General features: G+C 58.1%; 20 protein-coding genes and 2 tRNA genes. 5 read left to right on the plus strand and 17 right to left on the minus strand.

What is annotated here, in order from left to right; translation table 11 throughout:
* Positions 1 to 41: 41 nt before the first annotated feature.
* Positions 42 to 761, plus strand: coding sequence for a tRNA (N6-threonylcarbamoyladenosine(37)-N6)-methyltransferase TrmO (gene tsaA / locus M8006_RS00510; RefSeq protein ID WP_250078972.1), 720 nt, complete (start codon positions 42 to 44; stop codon positions 759 to 761).
* A 16-nt stretch (positions 762 to 777) separates the two neighbouring features.
* On the opposite strand, the gene purC is transcribed toward tsaA, so the two are convergent.
* The 3 genes from purC to dapA all read right to left on the minus strand — a co-directional run bounded on the left by purC (position 778) and on the right by dapA (position 3,509).
* Positions 778 to 1,494, minus strand: a complete 717-nt coding sequence (gene purC / locus M8006_RS00515; RefSeq protein WP_250078976.1) for a phosphoribosylaminoimidazolesuccinocarboxamide synthase — start codon at positions 1,492 to 1,494, stop codon at positions 778 to 780.
* A 33-nt stretch (positions 1,495 to 1,527) separates the two neighbouring features.
* Positions 1,528 to 2,547 (minus strand): outer membrane protein assembly factor BamC, encoded by a 1,020-nt coding sequence (locus tag M8006_RS00520; protein WP_250078978.1) that lies wholly within the window; start codon positions 2,545 to 2,547, stop codon positions 1,528 to 1,530.
* Between the two features lie 77 nt (positions 2,548 to 2,624).
* Positions 2,625 to 3,509 carry a 4-hydroxy-tetrahydrodipicolinate synthase gene (gene dapA, locus M8006_RS00525; RefSeq protein WP_250078980.1) on the minus strand — a complete coding sequence of 295 codons (885 nt, stop codon included), beginning with the start codon at positions 3,507 to 3,509 and terminating at the stop codon, positions 2,625 to 2,627.
* 237 nt (positions 3,510 to 3,746) lie between these two features.
* Here dapA and M8006_RS00530 point away from each other — a divergent pair, with 237 nt between their 5' ends.
* On the plus strand, positions 3,747 to 4,232 hold the full coding sequence (locus M8006_RS00530; protein ID WP_250078982.1) for a peroxiredoxin: 486 nt from the start codon (positions 3,747 to 3,749) through the stop codon (positions 4,230 to 4,232).
* 87 nt (positions 4,233 to 4,319) lie between these two features.
* On the opposite strand, the gene M8006_RS00535 is transcribed toward M8006_RS00530, so the two are convergent.
* Both M8006_RS00535 and M8006_RS00540 read right to left on the minus strand, forming a co-directional pair.
* Entirely contained in the window at positions 4,320 to 5,444 is a 1,125-nt protein-coding gene (locus M8006_RS00535) for an AI-2E family transporter (RefSeq protein ID WP_250078984.1), read from the minus strand.
* Positions 5,441 to 5,719 (minus strand): sulfurtransferase TusA family protein, encoded by a 279-nt coding sequence (locus tag M8006_RS00540; RefSeq protein WP_250078986.1) that lies wholly within the window; start codon positions 5,717 to 5,719, stop codon positions 5,441 to 5,443. The genes M8006_RS00535 and M8006_RS00540 overlap by 4 nt, the downstream gene beginning before the upstream one ends.
* 175 nt (positions 5,720 to 5,894) lie before the next feature.
* Here M8006_RS00540 and M8006_RS00545 point away from each other — a divergent pair, with 175 nt between their 5' ends.
* On the plus strand, positions 5,895 to 7,400 hold the full coding sequence (locus M8006_RS00545; protein ID WP_250078987.1) for a M48 family metalloprotease: 1,506 nt from the start codon (positions 5,895 to 5,897) through the stop codon (positions 7,398 to 7,400).
* An 89-nt stretch (positions 7,401 to 7,489) separates the two neighbouring features.
* Here the strand turns inward: M8006_RS00545 and nadA are convergent, their stop codons facing one another.
* The 11 genes from nadA to purL form a co-directional block, all read right to left on the minus strand.
* Positions 7,490 to 8,518 carry a quinolinate synthase NadA gene (gene nadA / locus M8006_RS00550; RefSeq protein WP_250078989.1) on the minus strand — a complete coding sequence of 343 codons (1,029 nt, stop codon included), beginning with the start codon at positions 8,516 to 8,518 and terminating at the stop codon, positions 7,490 to 7,492.
* Between the two features lie 273 nt (positions 8,519 to 8,791).
* Positions 8,792 to 8,867: transfer RNA gene (locus M8006_RS00555), tRNA-Lys, on the minus strand.
* Positions 8,868 to 8,939: 72 nt separating this feature from the next.
* A tRNA-Lys gene (locus M8006_RS00560) sits at positions 8,940 to 9,015 on the minus strand.
* Positions 9,016 to 9,093: 78 nt separating this feature from the next.
* The gene (gene rluB, locus M8006_RS00565; RefSeq protein ID WP_250079521.1) at positions 9,094 to 9,990 is read right to left on the minus strand and encodes a 23S rRNA pseudouridine(2605) synthase RluB; all 897 of its coding nucleotides are present in this window, start codon (positions 9,988 to 9,990) and stop codon (positions 9,094 to 9,096) included.
* On the minus strand, positions 9,974 to 10,756 hold the full coding sequence (gene scpB, locus M8006_RS00570) for an SMC-Scp complex subunit ScpB (protein WP_250078991.1): 783 nt from the start codon (positions 10,754 to 10,756) through the stop codon (positions 9,974 to 9,976). Before scpB ends, rluB begins: the two co-directional genes overlap by 17 nt.
* Positions 10,753 to 11,664: a segregation and condensation protein A gene (locus tag M8006_RS00575; protein WP_250078993.1), complete on the minus strand. Its 912-nt coding sequence runs from the start codon at positions 11,662 to 11,664 to the stop codon at positions 10,753 to 10,755. Before M8006_RS00575 ends, scpB begins: the two co-directional genes overlap by 4 nt.
* A 2-nt stretch (positions 11,665 to 11,666) precedes the next feature.
* Positions 11,667 to 11,915 carry a DUF2442 domain-containing protein gene (locus M8006_RS00580; RefSeq protein ID WP_250078995.1) on the minus strand — a complete coding sequence of 83 codons (249 nt, stop codon included), beginning with the start codon at positions 11,913 to 11,915 and terminating at the stop codon, positions 11,667 to 11,669.
* Positions 11,899 to 12,141, minus strand: a complete 243-nt coding sequence (locus M8006_RS00585; protein WP_250078997.1) for a DUF4160 domain-containing protein — start codon at positions 12,139 to 12,141, stop codon at positions 11,899 to 11,901. The genes M8006_RS00580 and M8006_RS00585 overlap by 17 nt, the downstream gene beginning before the upstream one ends.
* Before the next feature lie 57 nt (positions 12,142 to 12,198).
* On the minus strand, positions 12,199 to 14,019 hold the full coding sequence (gene radD, locus M8006_RS00590) for a DNA repair helicase RadD (protein WP_250078998.1): 1,821 nt from the start codon (positions 14,017 to 14,019) through the stop codon (positions 12,199 to 12,201).
* 1 nt (position 14,020) lies between these two features.
* Complete coding sequence (locus M8006_RS00595) at positions 14,021 to 14,812, minus strand: crotonase/enoyl-CoA hydratase family protein (RefSeq protein ID WP_250079002.1); 792 nt, start codon at positions 14,810 to 14,812, stop codon at positions 14,021 to 14,023.
* A 91-nt stretch (positions 14,813 to 14,903) separates the two neighbouring features.
* Positions 14,904 to 18,884, minus strand: a complete 3,981-nt coding sequence (purL, locus tag M8006_RS00600; protein WP_250079003.1) for a phosphoribosylformylglycinamidine synthase — start codon at positions 18,882 to 18,884, stop codon at positions 14,904 to 14,906.
* Between the two features lie 195 nt (positions 18,885 to 19,079).
* Here purL and mltF point away from each other — a divergent pair, with 195 nt between their 5' ends.
* Both mltF and M8006_RS00610 read left to right on the plus strand, forming a co-directional pair.
* A complete protein-coding gene (gene mltF / locus M8006_RS00605; RefSeq protein WP_250079006.1) occupies positions 19,080 to 20,543 on the plus strand; it encodes a membrane-bound lytic murein transglycosylase MltF in 1,464 nt (487 codons plus the stop codon).
* Positions 20,544 to 20,555: 12 nt separating this feature from the next.
* Complete coding sequence (locus M8006_RS00610; protein WP_250079007.1) at positions 20,556 to 22,508, plus strand: GGDEF domain-containing protein; 1,953 nt, start codon at positions 20,556 to 20,558, stop codon at positions 22,506 to 22,508.
* On the opposite strand, the gene tadA is transcribed toward M8006_RS00610, so the two are convergent.
* Positions 22,505 to 22,957 (minus strand): tRNA adenosine(34) deaminase TadA, encoded by a 453-nt coding sequence (tadA, locus tag M8006_RS00615; protein ID WP_250079010.1) that lies wholly within the window; start codon positions 22,955 to 22,957, stop codon positions 22,505 to 22,507. The two genes, M8006_RS00610 and tadA, sit on opposite strands and share 4 nt — an antisense overlap.
* Positions 22,958 to 22,993: the final 36 nt, after the last annotated feature.

Genomic DNA, 22,993 nt, shown 5'->3' on the forward strand with positions numbered 1-22,993 from the left:
CTGTGACGCCTTTACCCTCTAACGACGGAATGAACGTAGCGATGGACTTCACCCTCACGCCGATTGGCTACATTGATAGCGACTACCCGGATAAATTTGGCGTGCCACGCCAACCTGGACTTGCCCCTGCAGCCACTGCCACATTAACGCTCGTCGCGCCTTATAACGACCCGCTTAGCGTGCGCGGGTTGGAAGCGGTCAGTCATCTCTGGGTCAGCTTTATTTTCCACCAGAACCCGCCCACATGGACCCCGCTGGTGCGCCCACCACGCTTAGGCGGCAACCGTAAGGTAGGGGTTTTTGCCAGCCGCAGCCCCAACCGGCCCAACCGTTTAGGGCTTTCTCTTCTCGCGCTTGAGCGCATTGATACCCAGCGTGGCGTACACCTCACCCTTGCCGGCTGCGACTTAGTACGCGGCACCCCAGTGGTGGATATCAAGCCTTATCTGCCGTGGGCAGAAGCCAAGCCTGACGCCAGCGCCGGATTTGCCCCCACCTCACCGCCGAACGTTGAGGTCATTTTTCAGCCAGCAGCGCTCAACATGTTGGCACAGCGCGACGATCACGACTCGCTACAGGCGTTGATTACGCAAGTACTTAGCCAAGACCCACGCCCGGCGTACCAACGCAATAGCGCAAGCGAGCGCACCTACGGCGTTAGGCTACGCGATGTGGACGTTAAGTTTCAGGCGTGGGATCACAACACCGCCGACAACAAAATGGCCACAACCTTAGCAGTTGTGGCCATTGAAGCCGTATAAAGTGGGGAAAGCTCGACTATGCCGGAAAGTTAATTCCGATGCGGCGGCCGACTTCTTCATAAGCTTCAATTACGCCGCCGAGCCCCTGACGAAAGCGGTCTTTATCCATTTTTTCCCGCGTGTTGGCATCCCATAAGCGGCAACCATCGGGCGAGAACTCGTCGCCCAAAACAATCTGGCCGTTGAAGATGCCAAACTCCAGCTTGTAATCCACCAAAAGCATCCCGCCTTCGGTAAATAGCTGTTTAAGCACGTGATTGACCTTAAACGTAAGGTCTTTCATTTTAGCCAACTGCTCAGGCTTGGCCCAACCAAAGGTCTCAGCGAGCGACTCGTTGATCATCGGGTCGCCCTTCTCATCGTTTTTCAAGAACAGCTCAAACGTAGGCGGCGTAAGGGTCATCCCTTCCTCTACACCTAGGCGTTTCACCAGACCACCGGCGGCAATATTACGTACCACGCACTCTACCGGAATCATTTCCATTTTCTTCACCAAGCTTTCGGTGCTGGAGAGGCGCTTTTCAAAATGCGTCGGAATACCGGCGTCTTCTAGGCGCTCCATAATAAAGGCGTTAAAGACATTATTGACCAGCCCTTTTCGCGCAAGCGCCTCTTTCTTTTTACCATCGAAGGCACTGGTATCATCGCGAAATTGGAGTACCAACAAATCAGGATCGTCGGTGGTATATACAGACTTTGCCTTACCGGCATAAAGTTCTTGGCGCTTTTCCATGGAGGCTCCGAGAGAGTCGAAGGGGTAAATAATTTAGCGTAAATAACCAGCCACGCGTTCTAACAACTCACGCTGATGCTCGGCGCTAAGATCACGCTCGCCAGCATTTTGCGCACGCAGCACAACCTCTTCGCCGCGGGGGTCAAGCACCAGGCGCACCCGATAGGGCGACGTGTTGGTCAACGACTTCATCATCCGCGTCCACAAGCCGAAATCACGCAGCTCCCGCGGCGTGTAATCCACCACAAAGGCATAATCAGACGGGCGCGCTTCAATCAGCTCACGTTGGCCCTCGGCGTCAAAATCCAACTCAAGAAAATGGTCGAGCTCTGCCCAAACACGGTCGGTCTGATACGGAATATTTACCGTCCACTGCCCATCCTCTTGGCGAAACGCCAAGGATTTTTGATCGGTATAGCGCTGAGCATTGAGCGACGATGACAGCATACCCTCTGCACTCGCGCGCGCGCTGAGGTAGTCGTCAAGCGCATTAAGGCAGTTCGCAAGCGATGTGCCTTGTTGCTCACAACGCACTTCGCTGTGCCCGGCACGCAATGCGCTTTGCAGACTGATTTGACCCTGCTGTAGATTAATAACCCCTTGCGAGGGGCTGACACGAGTCACATCAACCGGCTGAGAGCGCACAAACGACTCAAGCAGCGGCCAAACCGTGCCCGCGTCTGCCGCTACCACCAGCCAGCGCTGACCGCCAATTTCACGCGACTCAACAAACGCTGACTCAATACCACCGGCAAGGGTAAGCGGCTGTGGCGGACGCACGTCGCTGGGCGCACTTAAACGCGACGGGCTCGCGACCTCGGGCACCGGCAGTGCATCACCATAGCGCTGGGCGTTACGGGTTTCAGGTAGGCTCAGCGAAGTCCCCGGCTCAACATCAACATAATCGAGGTTGCGATCATCAAAGAAGCCTTCACGCGCGCAGCCTGATAGCGCCACCGCCGTTACCAGTGCCAGTGCCAGCGGGATACATTTAAGCGCCGGAGTTTTAAACGCGAAGGGTGTTAGGGCATAGGGTTTCAGGGCAGAACTCATCAAGCCACCTTAGTGTTCATAAAATAGAGGCCAAGCACACACTTTAGCACCAAGCCAACGTAACGTTATCGACAGGATTACTCCTCAACGACACCGGCAAGCTGAAGCGCCTCGCTCACGGTGGCGTGGTACTTTTCAGATAACCAAGTCAGCGGTAAACGAATGCCAGCATCGGCGTACCCCATACGATTGAGTGCCCATTTCACCGGAATCGGATTGGATTCAATGCCCAAGTTAGTGTGCAGCGGCATTAAACGGGTATTGAGCTGGTGGGCTTTGTCAGCATCGCCGGACACTGCGGCGGCGCAAAGGTCGTGCATCGCTTTGGGGGCGACATTGGCCGTCACCGAAATATCACCGTGGCCGCCCATCAACATGAAGTCACAAGCAGTGGCATCGTCACCGGAGTAAAGCATAAAACCGCTGCCCTTCACGCGGTTGATCAAATCTTCAGCGCGCTCTAAGTTACCAGTGGCGTCTTTCAGGCCGATAATATTATCCACTTCCGCCAAGCGGACGACGGTCTCGTTGTAGAGGTCAGAGCAGGTACGGCCCGGCACGTTATACAAAATCACCGGCAACTTGCTGCCTTCGGCAACCGCTTTGAAGTGCTGGTACAAGCCTTCTTGGGTCGGCTTGTTGTAGTACGGGCACACCGAGAGGCAGTAATCCGCGCCCACCTCTGACGCGTAACGCGCCAGCTCCACCGCCTCGGAGGTCGCGTTTGCACCCGTACCGGCAATCACGGGAATACGCCCGTTGACTTCTTCCACGACACTTCGAATCACGTCAAAGTGCTCGGCGAATGACATGGTCGTCGGCTCGCCGGTTGTCCCCGCGGCCACAATGGCATCGGTACCGTTTTCAAGGTGGAAGTTCACCAGACGACGAAGCGCCTCCCAGTCGATGTCGCCATTGACCTTCATCGGCGTCGCTAGGGCGACAATGCTGCCTGTTATCATCCGTTTTTCCTCAACGTCAAATAAGGGTATGCGTGCGCCGCTCGTGGGCGAACAATAAGTGTAAATGGTACTCAGGCGGCTCGACCCTGTACAGCGCAAAGCCGCCAGCTTGCAGATATTTCACTAGCGCGTTTTCATTATGCTCAGGAGCACGAGATGTTTTCAGTGTTTAATTTTGACAGCGCAACGCTCCTTGCGTGTAATCATACGGTCTTTGACCTTAATGAGGAGTCCGCTATGAGCGTTGAGATTGACCAACCCGTGCCTGATTTTTCCGCCCCGGCTACCGGCGATAAAACCGTTACGCTATCCGAGCTACGCGGTCAGCAGATAGTGGTGTATTTCTACCCTAAAGCCAGCACCCCTGGCTGCACCACCGAAGGCGGCGACTTTCGCGACCACAAACCGCAGTTTGACGCTGCTAACACCGTGATTATCGGTGTCTCGCGCGACGGCATTCGTGCCCAGGAGAACTTTAAAGCCAAACAAGATTTCAACTTTGACCTGATTTCCGACAAAGACGAAACCGTTTGTCCGCTATTTGACGTCATCAAACTCAAAAAGATGTATGGCAAAGAGCACCTCGGCATCGAGCGCAGCACGTTTTTGATCGACTCGGACGGCAAACTCGCGCAAGCGTGGCGCGGTGTCAAAGTTCCCGGCCATGTGGCTGAGGTGTTAGACGCGGCAAAAGCGCTCCACAACGGATCACTTAAACACTAAGTGGTCAACAACTAAGTGGTCAACAACTAAGCACGCAGCCCTTTTTACCCTCAGTGGTCAACGTGAGATAGGCGCACGTTGACTGTGCTAAAGCGCTGCGGGCTCATCCTCTTTTACGCGTTGAGGCACATCTTTCCCTCGCTCTTCATCGCGGTCATGTAACCCACGCGGCCATGCATATACCAGCGCTTTAAGCAGTGTTGCCAGCGGAATGGCGAAGAAAATGCCCCAAAAGCCCCAAATACCACCAAAAAACAGCACCGCGACAATAATCGAGACAGGATGAATATTGTTTGTTTCCGAAAACAGAATCGGCGATAGCACATTACCGTCGAGGGCCTGAATAACGCCATAGACGATCAACACATACACAAACTGATCACTAATACCGAAGTGAAAGCCTGCCACCGCCGCCACCGGAAGCGTGGTCACTGCGGCGCCGATGTAGGGCACAAGCACGGAAAAGCCCACCAACACAGCTAAAAGCGCCGAATACGGCAACCTAAAATAGGCAAAGGTAAAAAATGCGATCGTACCCACAATAATAATTTCAATGAACTTACCGCGGATGTAGTTGGCGATTTGTGCATCCATTTCGTGCCAAATACGCGTCATTAAATCGCGCTTTTGCGGCAGCAATGAGAGGATAAACCCCACCAACTTGTCGCGATCCTTGAGCATGAAAAAAACCAGAATCGGCACTAAAACAAGGTAGATGATCAGCGCCATAATGTTACCAAGCGAAGCCAGCGAAAGCGTTAATGCCCGCTGCCCTAACTGGCTGATCTCCCGACTGGCAACGCCAATCCAACTCTGCATTTGATCCGGCGTGATCAAGTTAGGGTAGCGCGACTGCAGCTCATCCAACCAATCTTGGCCACTGGCAAACATTCTGGGCGTCTCTTGCACCAGCCCCACCAGCTGGTTCCAAATTAACGGCATAAGAATGAACGCCAAGGTCAACAAGACACTGATAAAGCCTAAGAAGACGATCACAACAGCCAGCAGGTGCGGCACACGTCGGCGCGTTAACGCACTCACCGCCCCCTGCAGCAGAAAGGCAATAATCAGCGCGGTAAAAAACGGCGCCAACATGCGACCAAACCAGATAATGGCCGCAAAACCTGCGACCAATACCAATAGCAAAATGATCGCTTCTTCGTCAGAAAAGTAGCGCTCTATCCAACTTTTAAAGATGGTGCGCATGGTCATGACGCACTCACCCCTACCTTACGAATCCAGTAATAATAAACGCCTTCACGCTCCTCTTGCGCTTCTAACGTATGCGCACTCTGCTCAGTGAATGACGCCATATCGCGCCATGAACCGGCATCGGTTGCACGCACCTCAAGCAGTTTACCTTCTTCTAATGAAGCCAGCATTTGTTTTGCTTTGAGAAGCGGCAGCGGGCAGTGCAAACCGCACGCATCCAACAGCGCATCGCGCTCGCCGATACCGCGTGACTCTGTGTTCGTCTCTTTCGGCATTCTAACCCCGCTATATTGTGCATTTATGTGACATGATGCGAGACATCAACATCCAACGCCAAACGGTTACGATTTAACGGCACTTCTCACCGTGAATCAATGTCACAACATCACGCACGCCTGCGTTAATACCGCTGACGTAACCCCGCTGCTTACCATCATGCAAGAGGATGCTATGCCACGTCTTCGTCTCACTCGCTATGGGTGGCTTTGTGCCGCTGCCCTGACAGCCAGTACGCTATTTTACAGCACAGGCGGCGCGGCACAGGACAACTATCTACAGAGCAACTATCCACAAAGCAACTACCCACAGGGCAACTACCAGCTACCGACGCTCAGCACTGGATCATCAACGGCCAGCAGCGAGGAGACTCGCTTAGGCCGAGCTTGGTTGCGGCAGTTCCGCGCTCAGGCGCCGCAGTGGCAAGACCCTATTGTTCATCACTATCTCGATCGTTTGGTCGCGCGCCTCGCTCCGCATAGCCATATTAACGGTATCGACACCATCACCGTGATGGTCGATAGCGCCTCGCTGAATGCGTTTGCTGTGCCGGGCGGGGTGATTGGCGTGAATGCGGGGCTCTTCGCCTTTGCTGAGGATGAAGGCGCCTTCGCCTCTGTGGTCGCCCATGAACTCGGACACATCGCCCAGCGCCATTACGCGCGTGGTACGGCGCGCGCCGAGCAGACGCAAATTCCCGCCATGGCGGCTATGCTCGCGGGCATGATAATGGCTGCCAGCGGCGCGGGCGATGCGGGTATCGCAGCGGCGATGGGGTCGCAGGCAGCCCTTTTGCAAGATCGGCTCACCTACTCGCGGCGTTATGAAGAGGAGGCGGACCGCGTGGGCCTACAAGCGCTTGCGGCCGCAGGTTACGACCCCGATGCGATGGTGCGAATGTTGCGTCAAATGCAGCACATGGCAAGGCTTCAAGGCGGCACTCCGCCCGAATTTTTGCTCACCCACCCCATCAGCGAAAACCGCTTAAGCGATACACAAGCGCGGGCCGCGCAACTTGACGTGCCCGATTCACGCCACAGCGATACGCTCTACGACATGATGCGTGGCCGTGCGCTTTTACATATTCACGCCAACGACCCGCAGCAAGCCGTTACACGCATGCGCCAAGAAAATGCCGACGATGCCGCCATCGTCTACCTTGATGCACTCATTGCCGCGCGTAACGGACATACCGATCAGGCTCTTCAAACCCTCGACCGCCTAGCGCGCGCGCACCCAGATTATACCGCCCTACCCGCCTCTGCCGCTCAGGTCGCCTTAGAGGAACGCCGCTTTGAGGATGCCATTGAGCGCAGCCAGCATTTGCTCCGCTTGATGCCGGGGTATCTGCCCGCGCAATTGATTCTTGCCGAAGCTCAGCTACAGCGCGACCCGTCTGCGGCGTTTGACCTGCTGCGCGATATCGCCGCCAAGCACCCGGAGTCGCCGCAAGCCTTCAGCCTGCTGGCCGAAGCCGCCGGTCGCAGCAATCATAGCGGCTGGGGGCATTTAGCCCGCGCGGAATATTTGCAACTAACCGGCCGTGTCGACCGTGGCATTCGTCAGCTGGATATCGCACGAGATGCCGCTAAGCAAGAAAACGACACGCGAGTATTAGGGCGCATTGAGCAGCGCCGCGAGGCATTTATTCAATACCGCGAGGCGCTGGAAACGTTTTAGCGGATGGGAATTGCAAGTGTAGGAGCGAAAGTTATTGTGCGCATTAAGCGGGATTCGCCCGATAAATCGGGCGTTGGCGAACCTAACGGTTAGGGCTGAAAGTTAAGCATGCGCTCCAGCGGCTTGAGCGCTTGCTGGCGTAACGTGTCGTCGACAAAAACTTCACCGGTGCCTTCGCGCAACGCGCCGGCGAGATTATCCAGCGCGTTCATCGCCATCCATGGGCAGTGCGCACAGCTTCGACAGGTTGCGCCGTTGCCAGCGGTGGGGGCTTCAAATAGCGTTTTTGCCGACACTGCCTGCTGCATCTTAAAAAAGATACCGCGGTCGGTGGCCACGATCAGTTTATCGTTAGGCAGCGTTTGCGCGGCCTTGATAAGCTGCGAGGTCGAGCCCGCGACATCGGCAAGCTGAACCACCGGCTCGGGCGACTCGGGGTGAACAAGCACGGCGGCATCTGGATAAAGACGCTTTAAGTCCTCTACCCCTTTGGCTTTAAACTCTTCGTGGACGATGCAAGCCCCATCCCACATCAGCATGTCGGCGCCGGTCTTTTTCTGGATGTAGCCACCTAAGTGTTTATCCGGTGCCCACAGAATCTTCTCGCCTTTCGCTTGCAAATGCTCGATCACGTCCACCGCAATGGAAGAGGTCACCACCCAATCCGCACGCGCTTTCACCGCCGCCGAGGTATTGGCGTAAACCACCACGGTACGGTCAGGGTGCTGATCGCAGAAGACACTGAATTCATCCGCCGGGCAACCGATATCCAGCGAGCAGGTCGCTTCTAGCGTGGGCATCAACACGCGTTTTTCCGGTGAGAGTATCTTGGCCGTTTCGCCCATAAAGCGCACACCCGCGACCACCAACGTGGTGGCGTCGTGGCGGGCGCCAACGCGTGCCATTTCGAGAGAATCTGCCACGCAACCGCCGGTCTCTTCGGCCAGCTGCTGAATGGCATCATCGGTATAATAGTGCGCCACCAGCACAGCGTTGTGCGCTGTTAACAGGCGTTTGATCTCTTCCACACGCGCCTGATCTTCCGCGGGAATCCGCGTGGGGCAGTATGCACTAGGGAGCTGCGTATCGAGCTCCGCTTGAGAAGTCATAATCGTCATCGTGTCTACCACTGTGACAAACAGGGAATCCCCCTGTTGAACATCGACCGCAGCGTATGCACTCCGCACGCGCCGCGCCTAAGCAGCCAGCCGTTGCGTCTCTCGCGATGGCTGGCCTGATTGCTCCATAATTTTAGACTATTCTGCGAGTAAAATGTTGCATGCTGCAAGGGCAAAAGGTCATACACATGCCACATGCACCGGCTACACCGACGTTTTTTTGCTGTCCACAGCAAAACGCCCCTGACAGCAAGCTGCCAAGGGCGTTGAATTTGGTGGGTCGTGTAGGATTCGAACCTACGACCAATTGATTAAAAGTCAACTGCTCTACCAACTGAGCTAACGACCCTTTTTGCTAAGAACTTTTTTGCTATGATTTTATTTGCCAAGAGCTTTTTAGCAGTTTTGCACGATTCGGTATTGGTGGGTCGTGTAGGATTCGAACCTACGACCAATTGATTAAAAGTCAACTGCTCTACCAACTGAGCTAACGACCCGCCCGAACGGATGCATATCCTACGTATACGGCGCGGCATCCGCAAGTCTTTTTCGCCTTTCGCTGTGCTTTTTATGGCTTATCGACGCTTATTTTTATGCGTCGCTTTAGGCATACCAGGCTTGCGCATGGCTTGAACCGGGCGACGTTTGTTCTTGTCGCGGCTCCAGCGGTTTTTCTCATCCGGCGTCAATTCCGGCACTTTGCGCGATTCAAGGCCCGCCAGGGTGGCCAAGTCATCGACTTCATCCTGACCCAGTTCCACCCACTCACCAGCTTTGGCGCGCTTATCGAGGAAGATGTTGCCGTAGCGCACGCGCTTCAAGCGGCTCACCGTCAGCCCTTGCGACTCCCACAAGCGACGCACCTCGCGGTTGCGGCCTTCTAGAATCACCACGTGGAACCAGGTATTAATCCCTTCACCGCCGAACTCCTGCACGTCAGTAAAACGCGCGGGGCCGTCCTCCAGCATCACCCCGTCGACCATCGCGACGAGGTGCTCTTTTTTCACCTCGCCCATCACCCGCACGGCGTATTCGCGCTCGACCTGGGTGGAGGGATGCATCAGCCGGTTGGCAAGCTCGCCGTCGGTAGTGAAGAGCAACAGGCCGCTGGTGTTGATATCCAGCCGACCAATGGCAATCCAACGCTCGCCTTTCAAGCGCGGTAGACGATCGAACACGGTGCGACGCCCTTCCGGGTCTTTGCGTGTACACAGTTCGCCTTCAGGCTTGTTGTACATGATCACGCGGCGCGGTGTTTCTTCTTCGGTGCGCAGCGTGACGGGGCGCTCATCAAAGGTGACCTTGTCACGCAGCTCAACGCGATCGCCTAGTGTCGCGACCTGATTATTCACCCGCACCCGGCCATCGCTAATGGCTTTTTCCATCTCACGGCGCGAGCCTAAACCCGCGCGGGCGAGGACTTTTTGCAGCTTTTCGCTGGTGACGGGGGCGGTGTTACTGTCCTGATTCATGCTCATCTGGCTTCTCTTCTGTCGACGTGCGCTCGGGCTTATCGCCACGCTGCGCACGGGCCGCGAGCCGTGCTTCCAAATCGGCAAAGCTCAGCGGCGAGTTTAACGCCGTCTCGGCGTGTGGGTCGGCCGTCTCGGCCGTCTCAGGGGGCGCATCCTGCCCCGTTTTATCGCTGGCGTCTAGGGATAAATCAGCGGCGGCGGTATCAGGACTTTCGTCATCCGCCGTCGCCGCTGCGGTAAGCGCGTGCATCGGCGGCAGCGCGTCCAACGTTTTCAGGCCGAAGTCGTCTAAAAAACCGCGCGTGGTGGCGTAAACCGCGGGGCGTCCCGGCACATCGCGATGCCCCACCACGCGAATCCAGCCGCGCTCCATCAGCGTGCGCACAATCGAGCTCGACACACTCACGCCGCGCACCTCTTCGATATCGCCGCGAGTCACCGGCTGGCGGTAGGCAATCAGCGCCAACGTCTCCAAGAGCGCCCGCGAGTAGCGCTGTGGGCGTTCGTCCCACAGCCGCGATACCCAGGGCGACAGCCGCGGGCGAATGCGCAGCTGATAACCCGAGGCCGTCTCAATAAGCTCTAACGCACTGTCGACGTGGCGGCGCTCTAGGCGCAAAAGCGCCTGTTTGATATCGCTTCGCGGCGGGCATTCGGCATCCCGAAACAGCGTTTCCAGCCGCTCAAGCGCTAGCGGCTCACCGGCGGCGAGCAGCGCCGCTTCGAGAATATCGTCTAAGGTCGTTGCCCCGTTATCGCTCATGTTACGTCCTCAAACGGGCTTTCATCAGCACTCCCTTCACCGCCATCTATCACCTCGGCTGGACCGTCTGGCGCCACTTGCCGCGCGCGTACGTGGATGGGCGAGAGCGGGGCGTTTTGTACAATGTCGATCATCGCTTCTTTGGCCAGCTCCAAAATGGCCATGAATGTGACCACCACCCCAGCGCGGCCTTCTTCCAGGGCAAAAAGCGCCTCAAAGGGGGTATCGCGACCGGGCGCACGCTGTAGCTGATCCATGATCGCGAGCATCCGTTCGCGGGTGGAGAGCACTTCGCGGCTAATATGGTGCGTCTGGGTCAGCTCGGCGCGTTTGAGAAGCCCGGCAAGTGCGCCGAGAAGCTCGTCCAGCTCGACGTCGGGATGAACGACGCGCGATTCCAACGGCGGCAACCCCGCCTGTACGCTGAACCAATCGCGCCCCATGCGCGGCAGCGTATTGAGCGACTCCGCCGCTTCTTTGAGGCGTTCGTACTCTTGCAAACGCCGGATAAGCTCAGCGCGCGGGTCTTCCTCGTCGTCGCTCTCCTCCTTGGGCGGGCGCGGCAGCAGCGTGCGCGATTTAATCTCGGCAAGCATCGCCGCCATTAACAGGTACTCACCGGCCAGCTCAATTTCCATCGCCTTCATCAGCTCAACGTATTCGATGTACTGATGGGTAATAGCGGCGACGTTAACGTTAAGGATATCCAAGTTTTGGCGGCGAATGAGGTACAGCAGCAGATCCAGCGGCCCTTCGAAGGCCTCCAGAAACACCCGCAGCGCTTCCGGCGGAATATACAAATCCTCCGGCAGCGTTGTAATTGGCTCGTCAAAAAGCCGCGCCACCACGTGTGTTAAAGCGGCGTCGCCGTCGGCTATTGGTTCACTGATCTCAGGCGTCTCGCTCACGCTTAAGCAACGGCTTGTCGATGGCGCGTCATATCACCGCGCCCCGCCAACAAACCATCAATGGAAATATCTTCATCCACCTGATCCCAATGAATTCCTCGGGCACTCAGCTCGTAATTCATTCGCTGCTCTGGCGTTGCATTCAGCAACCTCGGATACCAGGCCAGAGGCACCCCAAGGGTTCGCCCGTCACTTAGCGCCACCCAAAAATTATCGTCATCGAACGTCACACTTTTAGGAGAAGTAGTCATGCCAGGCGGCCTCAAGTTGGTTACGGTACTGCACTACCATAGTGCTAATGTTACGTAGCTCTTTGGCATCAAACCCATCATTTTGTGCCAGCTGTACTTCAGGTGACAGCCAGAACTTTGCCTCAGAGCCTGCTTTAAACACATGGATATGAGCAGGTTCCAAGGGATCACCTTCGTTTGAATAGAAAAAGAACTTGAATCCTTGCAAGCGCAGAACCACGGGCATGGTGCACTCCCTGCTGTACGACGATGAAGTGAAGGTGATAAAAAACTACCGGCAATGCTACCTTGCCTCCGCGGCTTTGCGAAAGCGCCCTTGGTAGTCAAACAGCTTATCGCGGATTTGGAAATGCCGCCCGACCTTACGGCCGACGACAAAATCCGGGTGACGCAGGCGGCGCTGCTCGGCGATGACCGCCTCGGGTGACGTCGGTTGCCACGAAACGCCCGGTGCACGCAGATGATCGCGTAGAAAGGCCGCGTAGAAAGCGCGCCGCTGGGCGGAGGTTTCCAGCGCGAACCACTCGGCGAGGGTGGTGCCATCCTCATCGAAATACGTCACTTTCAAGCGCGGCAGCCCCCGCCCGTTGGCGGTGGCCTCTAGCTGCATACCCGCCACGCGCAGCACCCTGGCGTCTTTGAGTTTCAAGGCGTCTTTGAGCTTGTCGTCGGCGTCCACCAAAAGCTGCTGACAGCCGTGGCAGCGCCGTGCAGCGATGTCGTTTTCCGCGCCGCAGTCGCTGCATACTTTAAAGCGGAAACGAAACTCACATTGCTTTTTATCGGCGCCCGGTGCTGCGCCACGGCTATCGCTGTCAGCTTCGACCAAGCCCTGGCAGCGACGACCAAAATGCTCAAGCACGAGCTCACCGTCGCGTTTGCCCCAGAACAGGTTGGCGTGGCCACAGTCAGGGCATTCCACCTGTACCGGCTCGCTGTCGCTATCGGGCTTGGGCTCACCCACTTCTGGCGCGTAAAGATCCCAGGGGTTGCCCGCGTAGTCGAGCACCAAGCAATCCTCCTTGCCCGGCGAAAGACGCAGGCCGCGTCCGACAATTTGCTGATAGAGACTCACCGACTCGGTGGGCCGCAGTATGGCAATCAAATCCACGTGCGGCGCATCAAACCCGGTCGTTAGCACCGCGACGTTAACCAGGTATTTAAGCTCTCGCGCTTTAAACGCCTCAATCAAGCGCGTGCGCGTCTCAGACACGGTCCCACCGGTAATCAACGCCGCCTGCTCACTGGGCAGATACCCCATGATCTCTTCGGCGTGGGCGACCGTGGCGGCAAAGATCATCACGCCGACTCGCTCACGCGCGTGCCCAATGATATCAGCGATAATCTGCGGCGTGGCGCGGTTACCCGCGACCACGCGATTTAAGTCCTCCTCACGAAAAGTGCCGTGATTGCCCGGCGCCAGCGCCGAGAAATCGTAGTGCGCCACCGCCATATCGCGTCGTTCGGGCCTTGCCAGATACCCCTGCTTGACCATCAGACGCAGCGGCTGTTCGAACACGCAATCGCGGAAGAAGCTGTCGGTGCTGCCGCGCACCATGCCGTGATGGTGACGATAATAGATAAAGCCCTGCCCCAGCCGGAAGGGCGTAGCGGTTAACCCCAAAATCTTAAGCTGAGGGTTCTGGGCGCGCAGGTGATCGATCACTTGGCGGTAACTGGCGTTGTCGTCCAACGAGACGCGGTGGCACTCGTCAATCACCAGCAAGGTAAAGCCAGCATCATTAAAGCTTGCCAAGTTGCGCACCACCGACTGCACCGAGCCAAACACCACTTGGCGCGCGGCCTCTTTGCGCTTTAGCCCGGCGCTAAAGATGTCTGCTTGTAAACCGTACGCCTCAAACTTGGCGTGGTTCTGTTCCACCAGCTCGCGCACGTGAGCCAGCACCAGCACACGCCCGCGTGCCAAGCGCGCAAGCTCGGCGATCACCAGCGATTTTCCGCTACCAGTGGGCAACACCACCACGCCTGGGTCGCTCGATTGACGAAAATGCGCCACCACGCGCTTGACCGCTTCGCGTTGGTAAGGCCGCAAACAGGGTGGCGAGCCGGAAACAGCATCGGCGGAAGGACTGGATCGAGGCATATCAGTCAAAACGCGGGGCGCGACGCTCCATTCGCGCGCTTACCGCTTCGCGATGCTCGGTGCCAGCAAGCAATTGTTGCTGCAGGTGCGCTTCGAGGGCCAGCCGATCGCGGTGGGCTAAGTCCGGCGCGCGAGCGAATAGCTTGCGAGCCGAAGCAACGGCCCGAGGTGAGCGCGCAGCGATGAGCGCGGCGGTTTCCCGGGCGGCCTCTCGAGGCGTATCGCTCAACCGGCTACCCAGGCCCAACGCGTACGCCTCTTCCCCTGACACTTTGCGCCCGCTTATCGCCAGTTCCTGAAGTACATCCTGGCGCAACCCCACCCCGGTTACGCTGATGGCCATATCGGGGATGATGCCCCAATCGATCTCCAGCAAGGCCAGACGGGCGTGTGGGTGGAGAATGCGGATATCGGCACCCAGCGCTATCTGCAAGCCGCCGCCATAGACATGCCCGTGCAGGGCCGCTACCACGGGAACGTCGGCTTCACGCCAGCCCAGGGCTAGGCGTTGAACCGGATTGATGCCCGCCGTGTCGGGTGCCAGCAAGGTCGGTAGCCGCGCCGCCTCACCCATGACCGACGCCATGTCGAGACCCGCGCAAAAGCTGTCACCATCGCCGCTCAGGACCACGGCACGCACTCCCTCTAGCTGCGTTAGACACTGCTGAGCCGCTAGCAGGCCATCGATCATGGCCCAATCCAGGCCGTTGTGATGATCGGGTCGCGACAACATAACCTCGGCCACATGGTCGGCGAAGGTCAGCGTGACACGTTCGTTAAGAATTTGATGCATTCGAGCTCCCAGAAGATCCCTTTAGCTCGCCACCAATTGGCGAAACAGGAAAGCGGCCCGCAGGCCGCTGATTCATCAGCAAAGACAGGACTCAGCCCAACCAAACACGGGCATTGCGAAACAGCCGCAGCCAAGCGCCGTCTTGGGTCCACTCAGCAGGGCGCCAAGAGTTGGTGACCGCACGGGACACGCGCTCTGGGTGCGGCATCATGATGGTCACGCGGCCGTCCGGCGTGGTGAGGCCGGTAATGCCCGAGGGCGAGCCGTTGGGGTTGGCCGGATAGCGCGTGGTGGCCTGACCATAGTTGTCGATGTAGCGCAGCGCCACCTGCTGGCTTGATTGCATGGTGCGCAGGTGCGCGCTGTCGCGGAACACGGCGCGGCCTTCGCCGTGGGCGACGGCGATGGGCAGCTGGGAGCCTTCCATCCCGGCCAGAAGAATCGACGGGTTTTGCTCCACGCGCGCCATCGCCACCCGCGCTTCAAACTGTTCGGACTCGTTACGGACAAAATCGGGCCAATCTTGTGCACCGGGAATCAGCGACTTCAGCTGCGATAGCATCTGGCAACCGTTACATACGCCCAGCGAGAAGCTATCGTCGCGCTGGAAGAAGCGGGCGAACTGTTCGCGGGCACGCTCGTTAAACAGCACCGATTTCGCCCAGCCGCCACCAGCGCCGAGCACGTCGCCGTAGGAAAAGCCACCGCAGGCCACCAAGCCCTTGAACTCGTCCAGCGACACGCGGCCTTCGAGAATATCGCTCATGTGAACGTCGACCGCGTCAAAGCCTGCCTTATCGAAGGCCCAGGCCATTTCTACCTGGCCATTGACGCCCTGCTCGCGTAACACCGCCATGGCCGGTTTGGCGGTGTTGACAAACGGCGCGGTAATATCCTCATCGACATTAAACGTTGGCGTTGCCGAAAGCCCCGGGTCGCGGACATCCAGCAGGTTATCGAACTCGTTTTTGGCGCATTCGAGGTTATCGCGCAGCGCCTGCATGCGGTAGCTGGTTTCCGACCAGGTGCGCTGAGTGAGCTGACGCGTGGTTTCCAGCAGCGGCTCTTCAAACAGCGTGACGCGCACTTGGTCATCGTAACGCGGACGCGCGATAACGCCGCAGGTTTCAATCCCCGCCATGGCGAACTGCGTCAGTGCCGCTTCGGTGTCAGCGCGATTGACCTGAATCACCGCGCCCAGCTCTTCCGAGAACAGCGCATTGAAGGCTTCTACCGGCTCGTCGATCAGCCAATCAAGCTTGATCTCAAGGCCCGCGTGAGAGGCAAACGCCATCTCCAACAGCGTTACGAGCAGGCCGCCGTCGCTGCGGTCGTGGTAAGCAAGCAACTTGCCGTCGCGGTTTAAGCCCTGAATCACCTCGAAAAACGCTTTGATATCTTCGGGGTCGTCGACATCCGGGCACTCGTTACCAACTTGGCCGTACACTTGCGCCAAGGCCGAGCCGCCGATGCGGTTTTGACCGTTGCCCAAATCGATCAGAATCAGGTCAGACTCTTCCTGGTCCAGGTTGATTTGGGGAGTGAGCGTGGCCATGGCATCGGTCACCGGGGCGAAGCCGGTCACCACCAGGGAGAGCGGCGAAGTAACGCTTTTCTCCTCGGTGTCGCCTTTGGCGTTTTCCGCTTGCCAGGCGGTGCGCATCGACATCGAATCCTTGCCCACCGGAATGGCAATGCCCAGCGCCGGGCAAAGCTCCATCCCCACGGCGTGCACGGCGTCATACAGCGCCTGGTTCTCGCCGGGGTGATTGGCCGCGCTCATCCAGTTGGCGGAGAGTTTGATATCGCTGAGCTTGGCAATCGGCGCGGCGGCGAGGTTGGTGATCGCCTCGGCCACGGCGAGACGCGCGCTCGCCGCCGGGTTAATCAGCGCCACGGGGGGGCGCTCGCCCATTGCCATCGCCTCACCGGCGCAGGTATCGAAACTTGCCGTGGTCACCGCGACATCGGCCACCGGCACCTGCCACGGGCCGACCATCTGGTCACGCGCCACTTGGCCGGTAATCGAACGGTCGCCAATGGTGATCAAAAAACTTTTGGATGCCACCGTGGGCAAACGCAGCACACGATCCATCGCCTCGCGCAGATCCAAGTTATCCAGCATCACGCCGGAAAGCTCGGGCGTGTGACGACTGAATTCGCGCTGCATTTTCGGCGGCTTACCGAACAGCACGCTCATGGGCAGATCCACGGGCTTGGTCTTGTCGGCCTGTGCCTCAAAGTGACCGTCGCGGACTTCCAAGCGGTGCGCTTCAAGCGCCTCGCCTACCACCGCATAGGGGCAGCGCTCACGTTGGCAAAGGGCGTCGAACGTGTCGATCTCTTCCGGCGCCACGGCAAGCACGTAACGCTCCTGCGACTCGTTGCACCAAATTTCCAGCGGGCTCATGCCGGGCTCGGCATTAGGCACGGCGCGAATATCAAACAAACCGCCTCGGCCGCCGTCTTTCACCAGCTCCGGCAAGGCATTGGAAAGCCCGCCGGCGCCGACGTCATGGATAAAGCGAATGGGGTTTTGCTCGCCCAGCGCCCAGCAGCGGTCGATGACTTCTTGGGCGCGGCGCTCGATTTCAGGGTTTTCGCGCTGCACCGAGGCAAAATCAAGATCAGCGCTCGACACCCCAGAGGCCATGCTCGATGCCGCGCCGCCGCCAAGGCCAATCAGCATGGCCGGGCCGCCCATCACGATCAGCTTGCCGCCCACGGGGATATCGCCCTTCTGAACGTGGTGGGCGCGGATATTGCCGTAGCCACCGGCGAGCATGATGGGTTTATGGAAGCCACGCCGCTCAATGCCACCGTCGTTGAGCGATTCCTGCTCGTAGGTACGGAAGTAGCCGGTCAAGTTAGGGCGGCCAAACTCGTTGTTAAACGCCGCGCCACCAATCGGACCCTCAAGCATGATGTTAAGCGCCGACTGCATACGCTCGGGTTTGCCGTAATCAAACGCCTCCCACGGCTGAACAAACTCTGGAATACGCAAGTTGGAGACGGTAAAACCAGAAAGCCCCGCTTTGGGCTTGCCGCCGATACCAGTGGCACCTTCGTCACGAATCTCGCCGCCAGCGCCGGTCGCCGCCCCTGGGAACGGCGCAATCGCCGTGGGGTGGTTGTGGGTCTCCACTTTCATCAGGATATGGATCGGCTCCTCATGGGTGGCGTACTGCGCGCGCTCATCACCCGCGCCGGTTAGTGGCGTAGGGAAAAAGCGCCCTGCGTGAGAGCCTTTAATCACCGCGGCGTTATCGCTATAGGCGGAAAGAATGTTATCCGGCGAGGAAGCAAAGGTGTTCTTGATCATCTTGAACAGCGAATGCGACTGTTCTTCGCCGTCGATCACCCAGTCGGCGTTGAATATCTTATGCCGACAGTGCTCAGAGTTGGCCTGAGCAAACATCATCAGCTCGACATCGGTGGGGTTGCGATCCAGCTCAATGAACGCCTCCACCAGATAGTCGATTTCGTCATCGGCAAGCGCCAGCCCCAATTCACGGTTGGCCGCTGCCAGCGCCTCACGACCGCCATCCAGCACATCTACCCGGCCCAGCGGCGCCGGTTCGTGATGAGCAAAGAGCTTCGCCGCATCGGAGGCGTCAAACAGCACGGTTTCGGTCATGCGGTCGTGCAAAAGCACCAGCAGAGTGTTGAACTCTTCTTCGTCCGGCGGCGCGCTAAACGCGATGCGATAGTCGATACCGCGCTCAATGCGTGTCACATCGCTCACGCCACAGTTGTGGGCGATATCGGTCGCTTTCGATGACCAAGGCGACTGCGTGCCGATACGCGGCACCACCAAAAAACGCTGCGCGCCCTGAAGCGGATCAGTCGGCTCGCTGCTGTGCGAGCCAACGTCCTTGGAATGGCCCACGGAATAGTCGAGCAGCTGCGCCAACCGCTCGCGGGCGGGGTCATCCAACTCGCCGTGATGGTCAATGAAGTGGACATAGTCCGCTGTGAACGCCTCAACCTCAGGCACACGTTCACGCAGCGTTTCCAGTAACCGAGCATGACGGAAAGCCGATAGGGCGGGCGCGCCTCGCAGTTCGAGCATATCTGGGAGCCTCTAAAGCAGGAAAAGGTTCTGGGTAACGTTCAAGCAGGAAATCATTAGGCCGCAGGGCGACCCGCTTTTATGACACTGATTACCCCTATGATACGGTAAAGCGCGGAACACACGAAATCGGCAAGATGACAGCCAGGCTCGGCCTGGGTATCGTGATGCCACAGCCAAAGCCGATAAGATGCCATGCCAACGCTGATTTACCGCCACTTTTCGGCCCAGTTCCGCTTCTTCTACGCGCTTATTGCCGTCGTATTGCTGGTGATGGTGCCAACCATGTCGCTCACCCCGCCTGGCGAGCATTTAAAGCAAATTCACCACCGCGATTTTATGACGGTGCATACCCGTACCTCACCCACGACCTACTACGAGGGGCGTCGAGGCCCCACGGGGTTTGAGTACGAGCTGATGCGCCGCTTCGCTGACTATCTGGGGGTGAGCCTAAACCTCGACGCGAGCCACCATGTGGACAGCGTACTCCCTGCCGTGCGCGAGCGGGGCGACCTGGGTGCGGCGAGGCTGCCGCTTGCGCCTGACACACCGGGCATTCACTTCACCCGGCCGATTATCAATATGCAGCCGCTTTTGGTCTATCGCCGCGGGATTCATGGCATTGAAAAGCCAGCCGATCTGATCGACTTGGAGATCGGTAGCTTAAGCGCCTCGGGCACATCGGCCAACCTGCGTGAGCTACAAGCCGAGCACCCTGCGCTGAGTTGGAAAGAGTCCAGCGAGCTAGAAGTCGCCGAGCTCTTGGCGAAAATCGAAAACGAAAGCCTTGATGCGGCGGTGATTTATGACCATCAATTCCGTCTCAACCGGCTTTTTTTCCCCAATGTCGAGCGAGGCTTTTCTATTGGCGAAACCATCTCCATGGCGTGGGCAGTCCCCAGCGGGCGCGGGCTGGGCTTATTACAAGCCGCCAACCGTTTCCTGGAAGACCTTCAGGGGAGCGGCATGCTCGAACGTCTCAAGGCCCGCTATTTCGGCCATGACGATTATTTGGAGTACGTGGGCACCCGTACGTTTTTATCCCACCTCGATTCGCGCCTGCCGCGCTATGAGGAGCTGTTCAAACAGGCCGCTCGCGAAACCGGCTTTGATTGGAAGCTACTTGCCGCCCTGGGGTACCAAGAGTCGCACTGGGACCCGGAGGCAGTGTCTCCCACCGGCGTGCGTGGGCTGATGATGCTCACCCGCCCCACGGCAAAAGAGATGGGGATCGAAAACCGCCGCGACCCGGCACAGAGCATTGATGGTGGCGCGCGCTATCTACGCAGCATTCACGATCGTCTCCCCGAGAGCATTACCGGCGATGACCGTTTATATATGGCCATGGCGTCCTACAACGTCGGCCTAGGGCATCTTTACGATGCGCGTAAAATCGCTGAGATGCAGGGCGACGACCCGGATAGCTGGGCGGATGTGCGCGAGGCGCTGCCACTGTTGCAACAGCGCGAGTGGCACAGCCAAACGCGCCACGGCTACGCCCGCGGTGGCGAGCCGGTGATTTATGTGCGCAACATTCGTCGCTATTATGAAATGATCGAATACATTGAACGCAGCCGGCGACAGTTTTTCCAACTTGAGCAAACGCCGGTCAACGATGCGTCTTTGCTACTCTTTGACTATGTGCCACCGCTTAATTAACGTGAGGGCCTCATGCGATTACCCACTCGCCCTGCTACATGGTGGCTGATATTGACCAGCGCAGCGGCGGCCGTTGGGTTAGCCAATACCCTTAGCCTCAGCACTGTTACGTTAATCACCTCAACGCTTGCACTATGGGCGGCACTCATCCAACGCGGGGGATTGGCGCGTAGTCTCGCCGCGCTCACATTGATACTGCTGCTACCGAGCCTTTTAAGCTACATCACGCCGGAAGGGTGGATCAGCACGGCACAATGGCAACGCTTGGCCAGTGCGCTTAACCAGCAAAGCACGCTGGAAACATGGCGCACGCCGCTTTTGGTAACGCTAACGCTTGCCCTGCTGGCGCTAAGCCTGTTGCTGCATCAGCGCGCTCGTCTTGGGGCGCCCTTACTGCTGGCTACCGCGCTACTTTTGCTCTGCACCCAACTGATTGACCGGATCATTGGCTACGACCCGCCCACTCTGCTGCACTACAACGCCAGCGGTAGCACTCTTTTTACGTTAGCCTTGATGATCGCCACTCACATCGCACTGACGTGGTCATACTGGCGCGGCAAACGCTACATTACCGGTGCATTATGGCCCGCGATCACCTTGATGCTAGTGGCATTATTGCTGTGGCAACAGCAGCATCGCTCGATAGAATCGGCGCTTTATCAACGCACTCATGCTGAAGGCGAGGCGCTAATCAGCCGGATAACGTCCGATATCCAAGCGCACCGCCAAGCCATGCGTCGCTTCTCGCGTTTTTGGCAACTGCTCGATGAGACACCTAACGCGTCGCAATGGGCGCAACAAGCGGCGGATTATCATGCCGATTTCCGCTATTTTTTGAATATCGCCTTTATCGCGACCGATAGCCAAGTGACTCACGTTTACCCGCCCACGCTGCTCAATCGCAATATTCAAGGTAAGCGGCTATTTAAAGCCCAACCCCGCGGCAGACAGGCATTAGCGCCAGCGCTCCAAGGAGAACGCGAGGGCAGCACAGGGCTTGTTGAGCTTCTACAGGGTAGCCCCGGCATCATTTATTATTGGCCGATCAAAAATAACGACAAAACCCCGGTCGGAGCGGCCGCGATGGCGGTGAGCATTCCCATGTTGGCCGATATGTTATTTGCTTCTCTCACCCCTGAGCATGCGACGCTGCGCTGGCACAATGGCGACAGCGTGCTGGCACGCTTTGGCACCGCGACTCAGCCCGGCCCATGGCAGCACCACTATAAGCTGACACTCGGTCAAGAGCCCCTCACGCTCACCCGCGAGCCCAACCGCGATTACCTGCTAAGCCAAATGTCGCGACTACCGTCTATCGGGCTGACCCTTGGGCTCGTGTTGGCGTATTTGCTGTATCTTGTGCTCTACACGTTCAAACGCCTGGGCGAACAGCACCGCGCCATGCGCTTTAATAACCGCATGCTGCAGCTTGAGATCGAAAAACGTAGCGAACTGCAAAAAGAAGTTGAATGGCTCGCAAGCCACGACGAACTCACCGGCATCGCCAATCGTCGTCACTTCTTAGCGCAGGCTGGCAAGCTCACTCAGCCGCTTCCGCTGAGCCTGATCCTTTGTGATATTGACCATTTCAAGCGCGTCAACGACCAGCTTGGTCACTTGGTGGGCGACGACTATTTAGAAGCCACCGCCAAACTCGGCGCGACACTCATCGCCCAGCACGGTGGAATTTTTGCGCGCTATGGCGGAGAGGAGTTCGTCGCCTGGCTACCCGCAGTGGATCATCAACGCGCCCTCGCGATCGCCGAGCAGCTGCGACGCCAAGTGATGGCACTTTCACTCGCCCACGCTGACGACACGCCGTTGACGCTAAGCGCAGGCGTTGTCACTCACACGCAAGGCGAGATCAATATGCCACGCTTGATGCAGGCCGCTGACGAAGCGCTTTACCGCGCCAAAGAGCAGGGGCGCAACTGCGTGGCAAGCGCTAAATCTGAAGGGACTTAGCGGCGGTCGGCAAAAAAAGCGTTCAACAGCTGCTTTGAGGGTGCCTTCAACACGCCCCCCGTCACCGCCACCTGATGGTTGAACCACGGCTGAGCGAGCAAGTTGGCTTTTGACTCCACCATACCCGCGCGCGGTTCGGGGGCCGCGTAAACCAGCCGCGCAATGCGCGCATGCACCATGGCACCCGCGCACATCATGCACGGCTCCAACGTCACAAACAGCGTACAGCCATCCAAGCGGTAGTTGCGTGCTTTTTCGCCCGCGCGGCGCAGGGCGAGAATTTCCGCATGGGCACTGGGGTCGCAGTCGGCCACCGGCGCATTGTAGGCGGCGGCAAGCACTTCGCCATCGGGCGCCACCACCACGGCACCCACCGGCACCTCCCCCGCCGCAAAGGCTAAATGCGCCTGATCGAGCGCTCGGTGCATGTAAAATTCATCGCTGCGCATGGTGGCAAACTCCGTTATGGTAGGACAAACGCCCGT

Origin of the sequence: Halomonas llamarensis (genome assembly GCF_023555005.1) — a bacterium.
Classification (GTDB): Bacteria; Pseudomonadota; Gammaproteobacteria; order Pseudomonadales; family Halomonadaceae; genus Vreelandella; species Vreelandella llamarensis.

What these genes read in the sequence shown, in the direction of transcription:
- M8006_RS00595 (WP_250079002.1), bottom strand. Translation starts at nt 14,812, where the DNA reads ATGCATCAAATTCTTAACGAACGTGTCACGCTGACCTTCGCCGACCAT.
- M8006_RS00540 (WP_250078986.1), bottom strand. Translation starts at nt 5,719, where the DNA reads ATGCCGAAAGAGACGAACACAGAGTCACGCGGTATCGGCGAGCGCGAT.
- M8006_RS00545 (WP_250078987.1), top strand. Translation starts at nt 5,895, where the DNA reads ATGCCACGTCTTCGTCTCACTCGCTATGGGTGGCTTTGTGCCGCTGCC.
- M8006_RS00585 (WP_250078997.1), bottom strand. Translation starts at nt 12,141, where the DNA reads ATGCCCGTGGTTCTGCGCTTGCAAGGATTCAAGTTCTTTTTCTATTCA.
- M8006_RS00610 (WP_250079007.1), top strand. Translation starts at nt 20,556, where the DNA reads ATGCGATTACCCACTCGCCCTGCTACATGGTGGCTGATATTGACCAGC.
- M8006_RS00530 (WP_250078982.1), top strand. Translation starts at nt 3,747, where the DNA reads ATGAGCGTTGAGATTGACCAACCCGTGCCTGATTTTTCCGCCCCGGCT.
- dapA (WP_250078980.1), bottom strand. Translation starts at nt 3,509, where the DNA reads ATGATAACAGGCAGCATTGTCGCCCTAGCGACGCCGATGAAGGTCAAT.
- radD (WP_250078998.1), bottom strand. Translation starts at nt 14,019, where the DNA reads ATGCCTCGATCCAGTCCTTCCGCCGATGCTGTTTCCGGCTCGCCACCC.
- purC (WP_250078976.1), bottom strand. Translation starts at nt 1,494, where the DNA reads ATGGAAAAGCGCCAAGAACTTTATGCCGGTAAGGCAAAGTCTGTATAT.
- M8006_RS00580 (WP_250078995.1), bottom strand. Translation starts at nt 11,915, where the DNA reads ATGACTACTTCTCCTAAAAGTGTGACGTTCGATGACGATAATTTTTGG.
- mltF (WP_250079006.1), top strand. Translation starts at nt 19,080, where the DNA reads ATGCCAACGCTGATTTACCGCCACTTTTCGGCCCAGTTCCGCTTCTTC.
- scpB (WP_250078991.1), bottom strand. Translation starts at nt 10,756, where the DNA reads ATGAGCGATAACGGGGCAACGACCTTAGACGATATTCTCGAAGCGGCG.
- M8006_RS00535 (WP_250078984.1), bottom strand. Translation starts at nt 5,444, where the DNA reads ATGACCATGCGCACCATCTTTAAAAGTTGGATAGAGCGCTACTTTTCT.
- rluB (WP_250079521.1), bottom strand. Translation starts at nt 9,990, where the DNA reads ATGAATCAGGACAGTAACACCGCCCCCGTCACCAGCGAAAAGCTGCAA.
- M8006_RS00520 (WP_250078978.1), bottom strand. Translation starts at nt 2,547, where the DNA reads ATGAGTTCTGCCCTGAAACCCTATGCCCTAACACCCTTCGCGTTTAAA.
- tsaA (WP_250078972.1), top strand. Translation starts at nt 42, where the DNA reads ATGGACTTCACCCTCACGCCGATTGGCTACATTGATAGCGACTACCCG.
- purL (WP_250079003.1), bottom strand. Translation starts at nt 18,884, where the DNA reads ATGCTCGAACTGCGAGGCGCGCCCGCCCTATCGGCTTTCCGTCATGCT.
- nadA (WP_250078989.1), bottom strand. Translation starts at nt 8,518, where the DNA reads ATGACGATTATGACTTCTCAAGCGGAGCTCGATACGCAGCTCCCTAGT.
- tadA (WP_250079010.1), bottom strand. Translation starts at nt 22,957, where the DNA reads ATGCGCAGCGATGAATTTTACATGCACCGAGCGCTCGATCAGGCGCAT.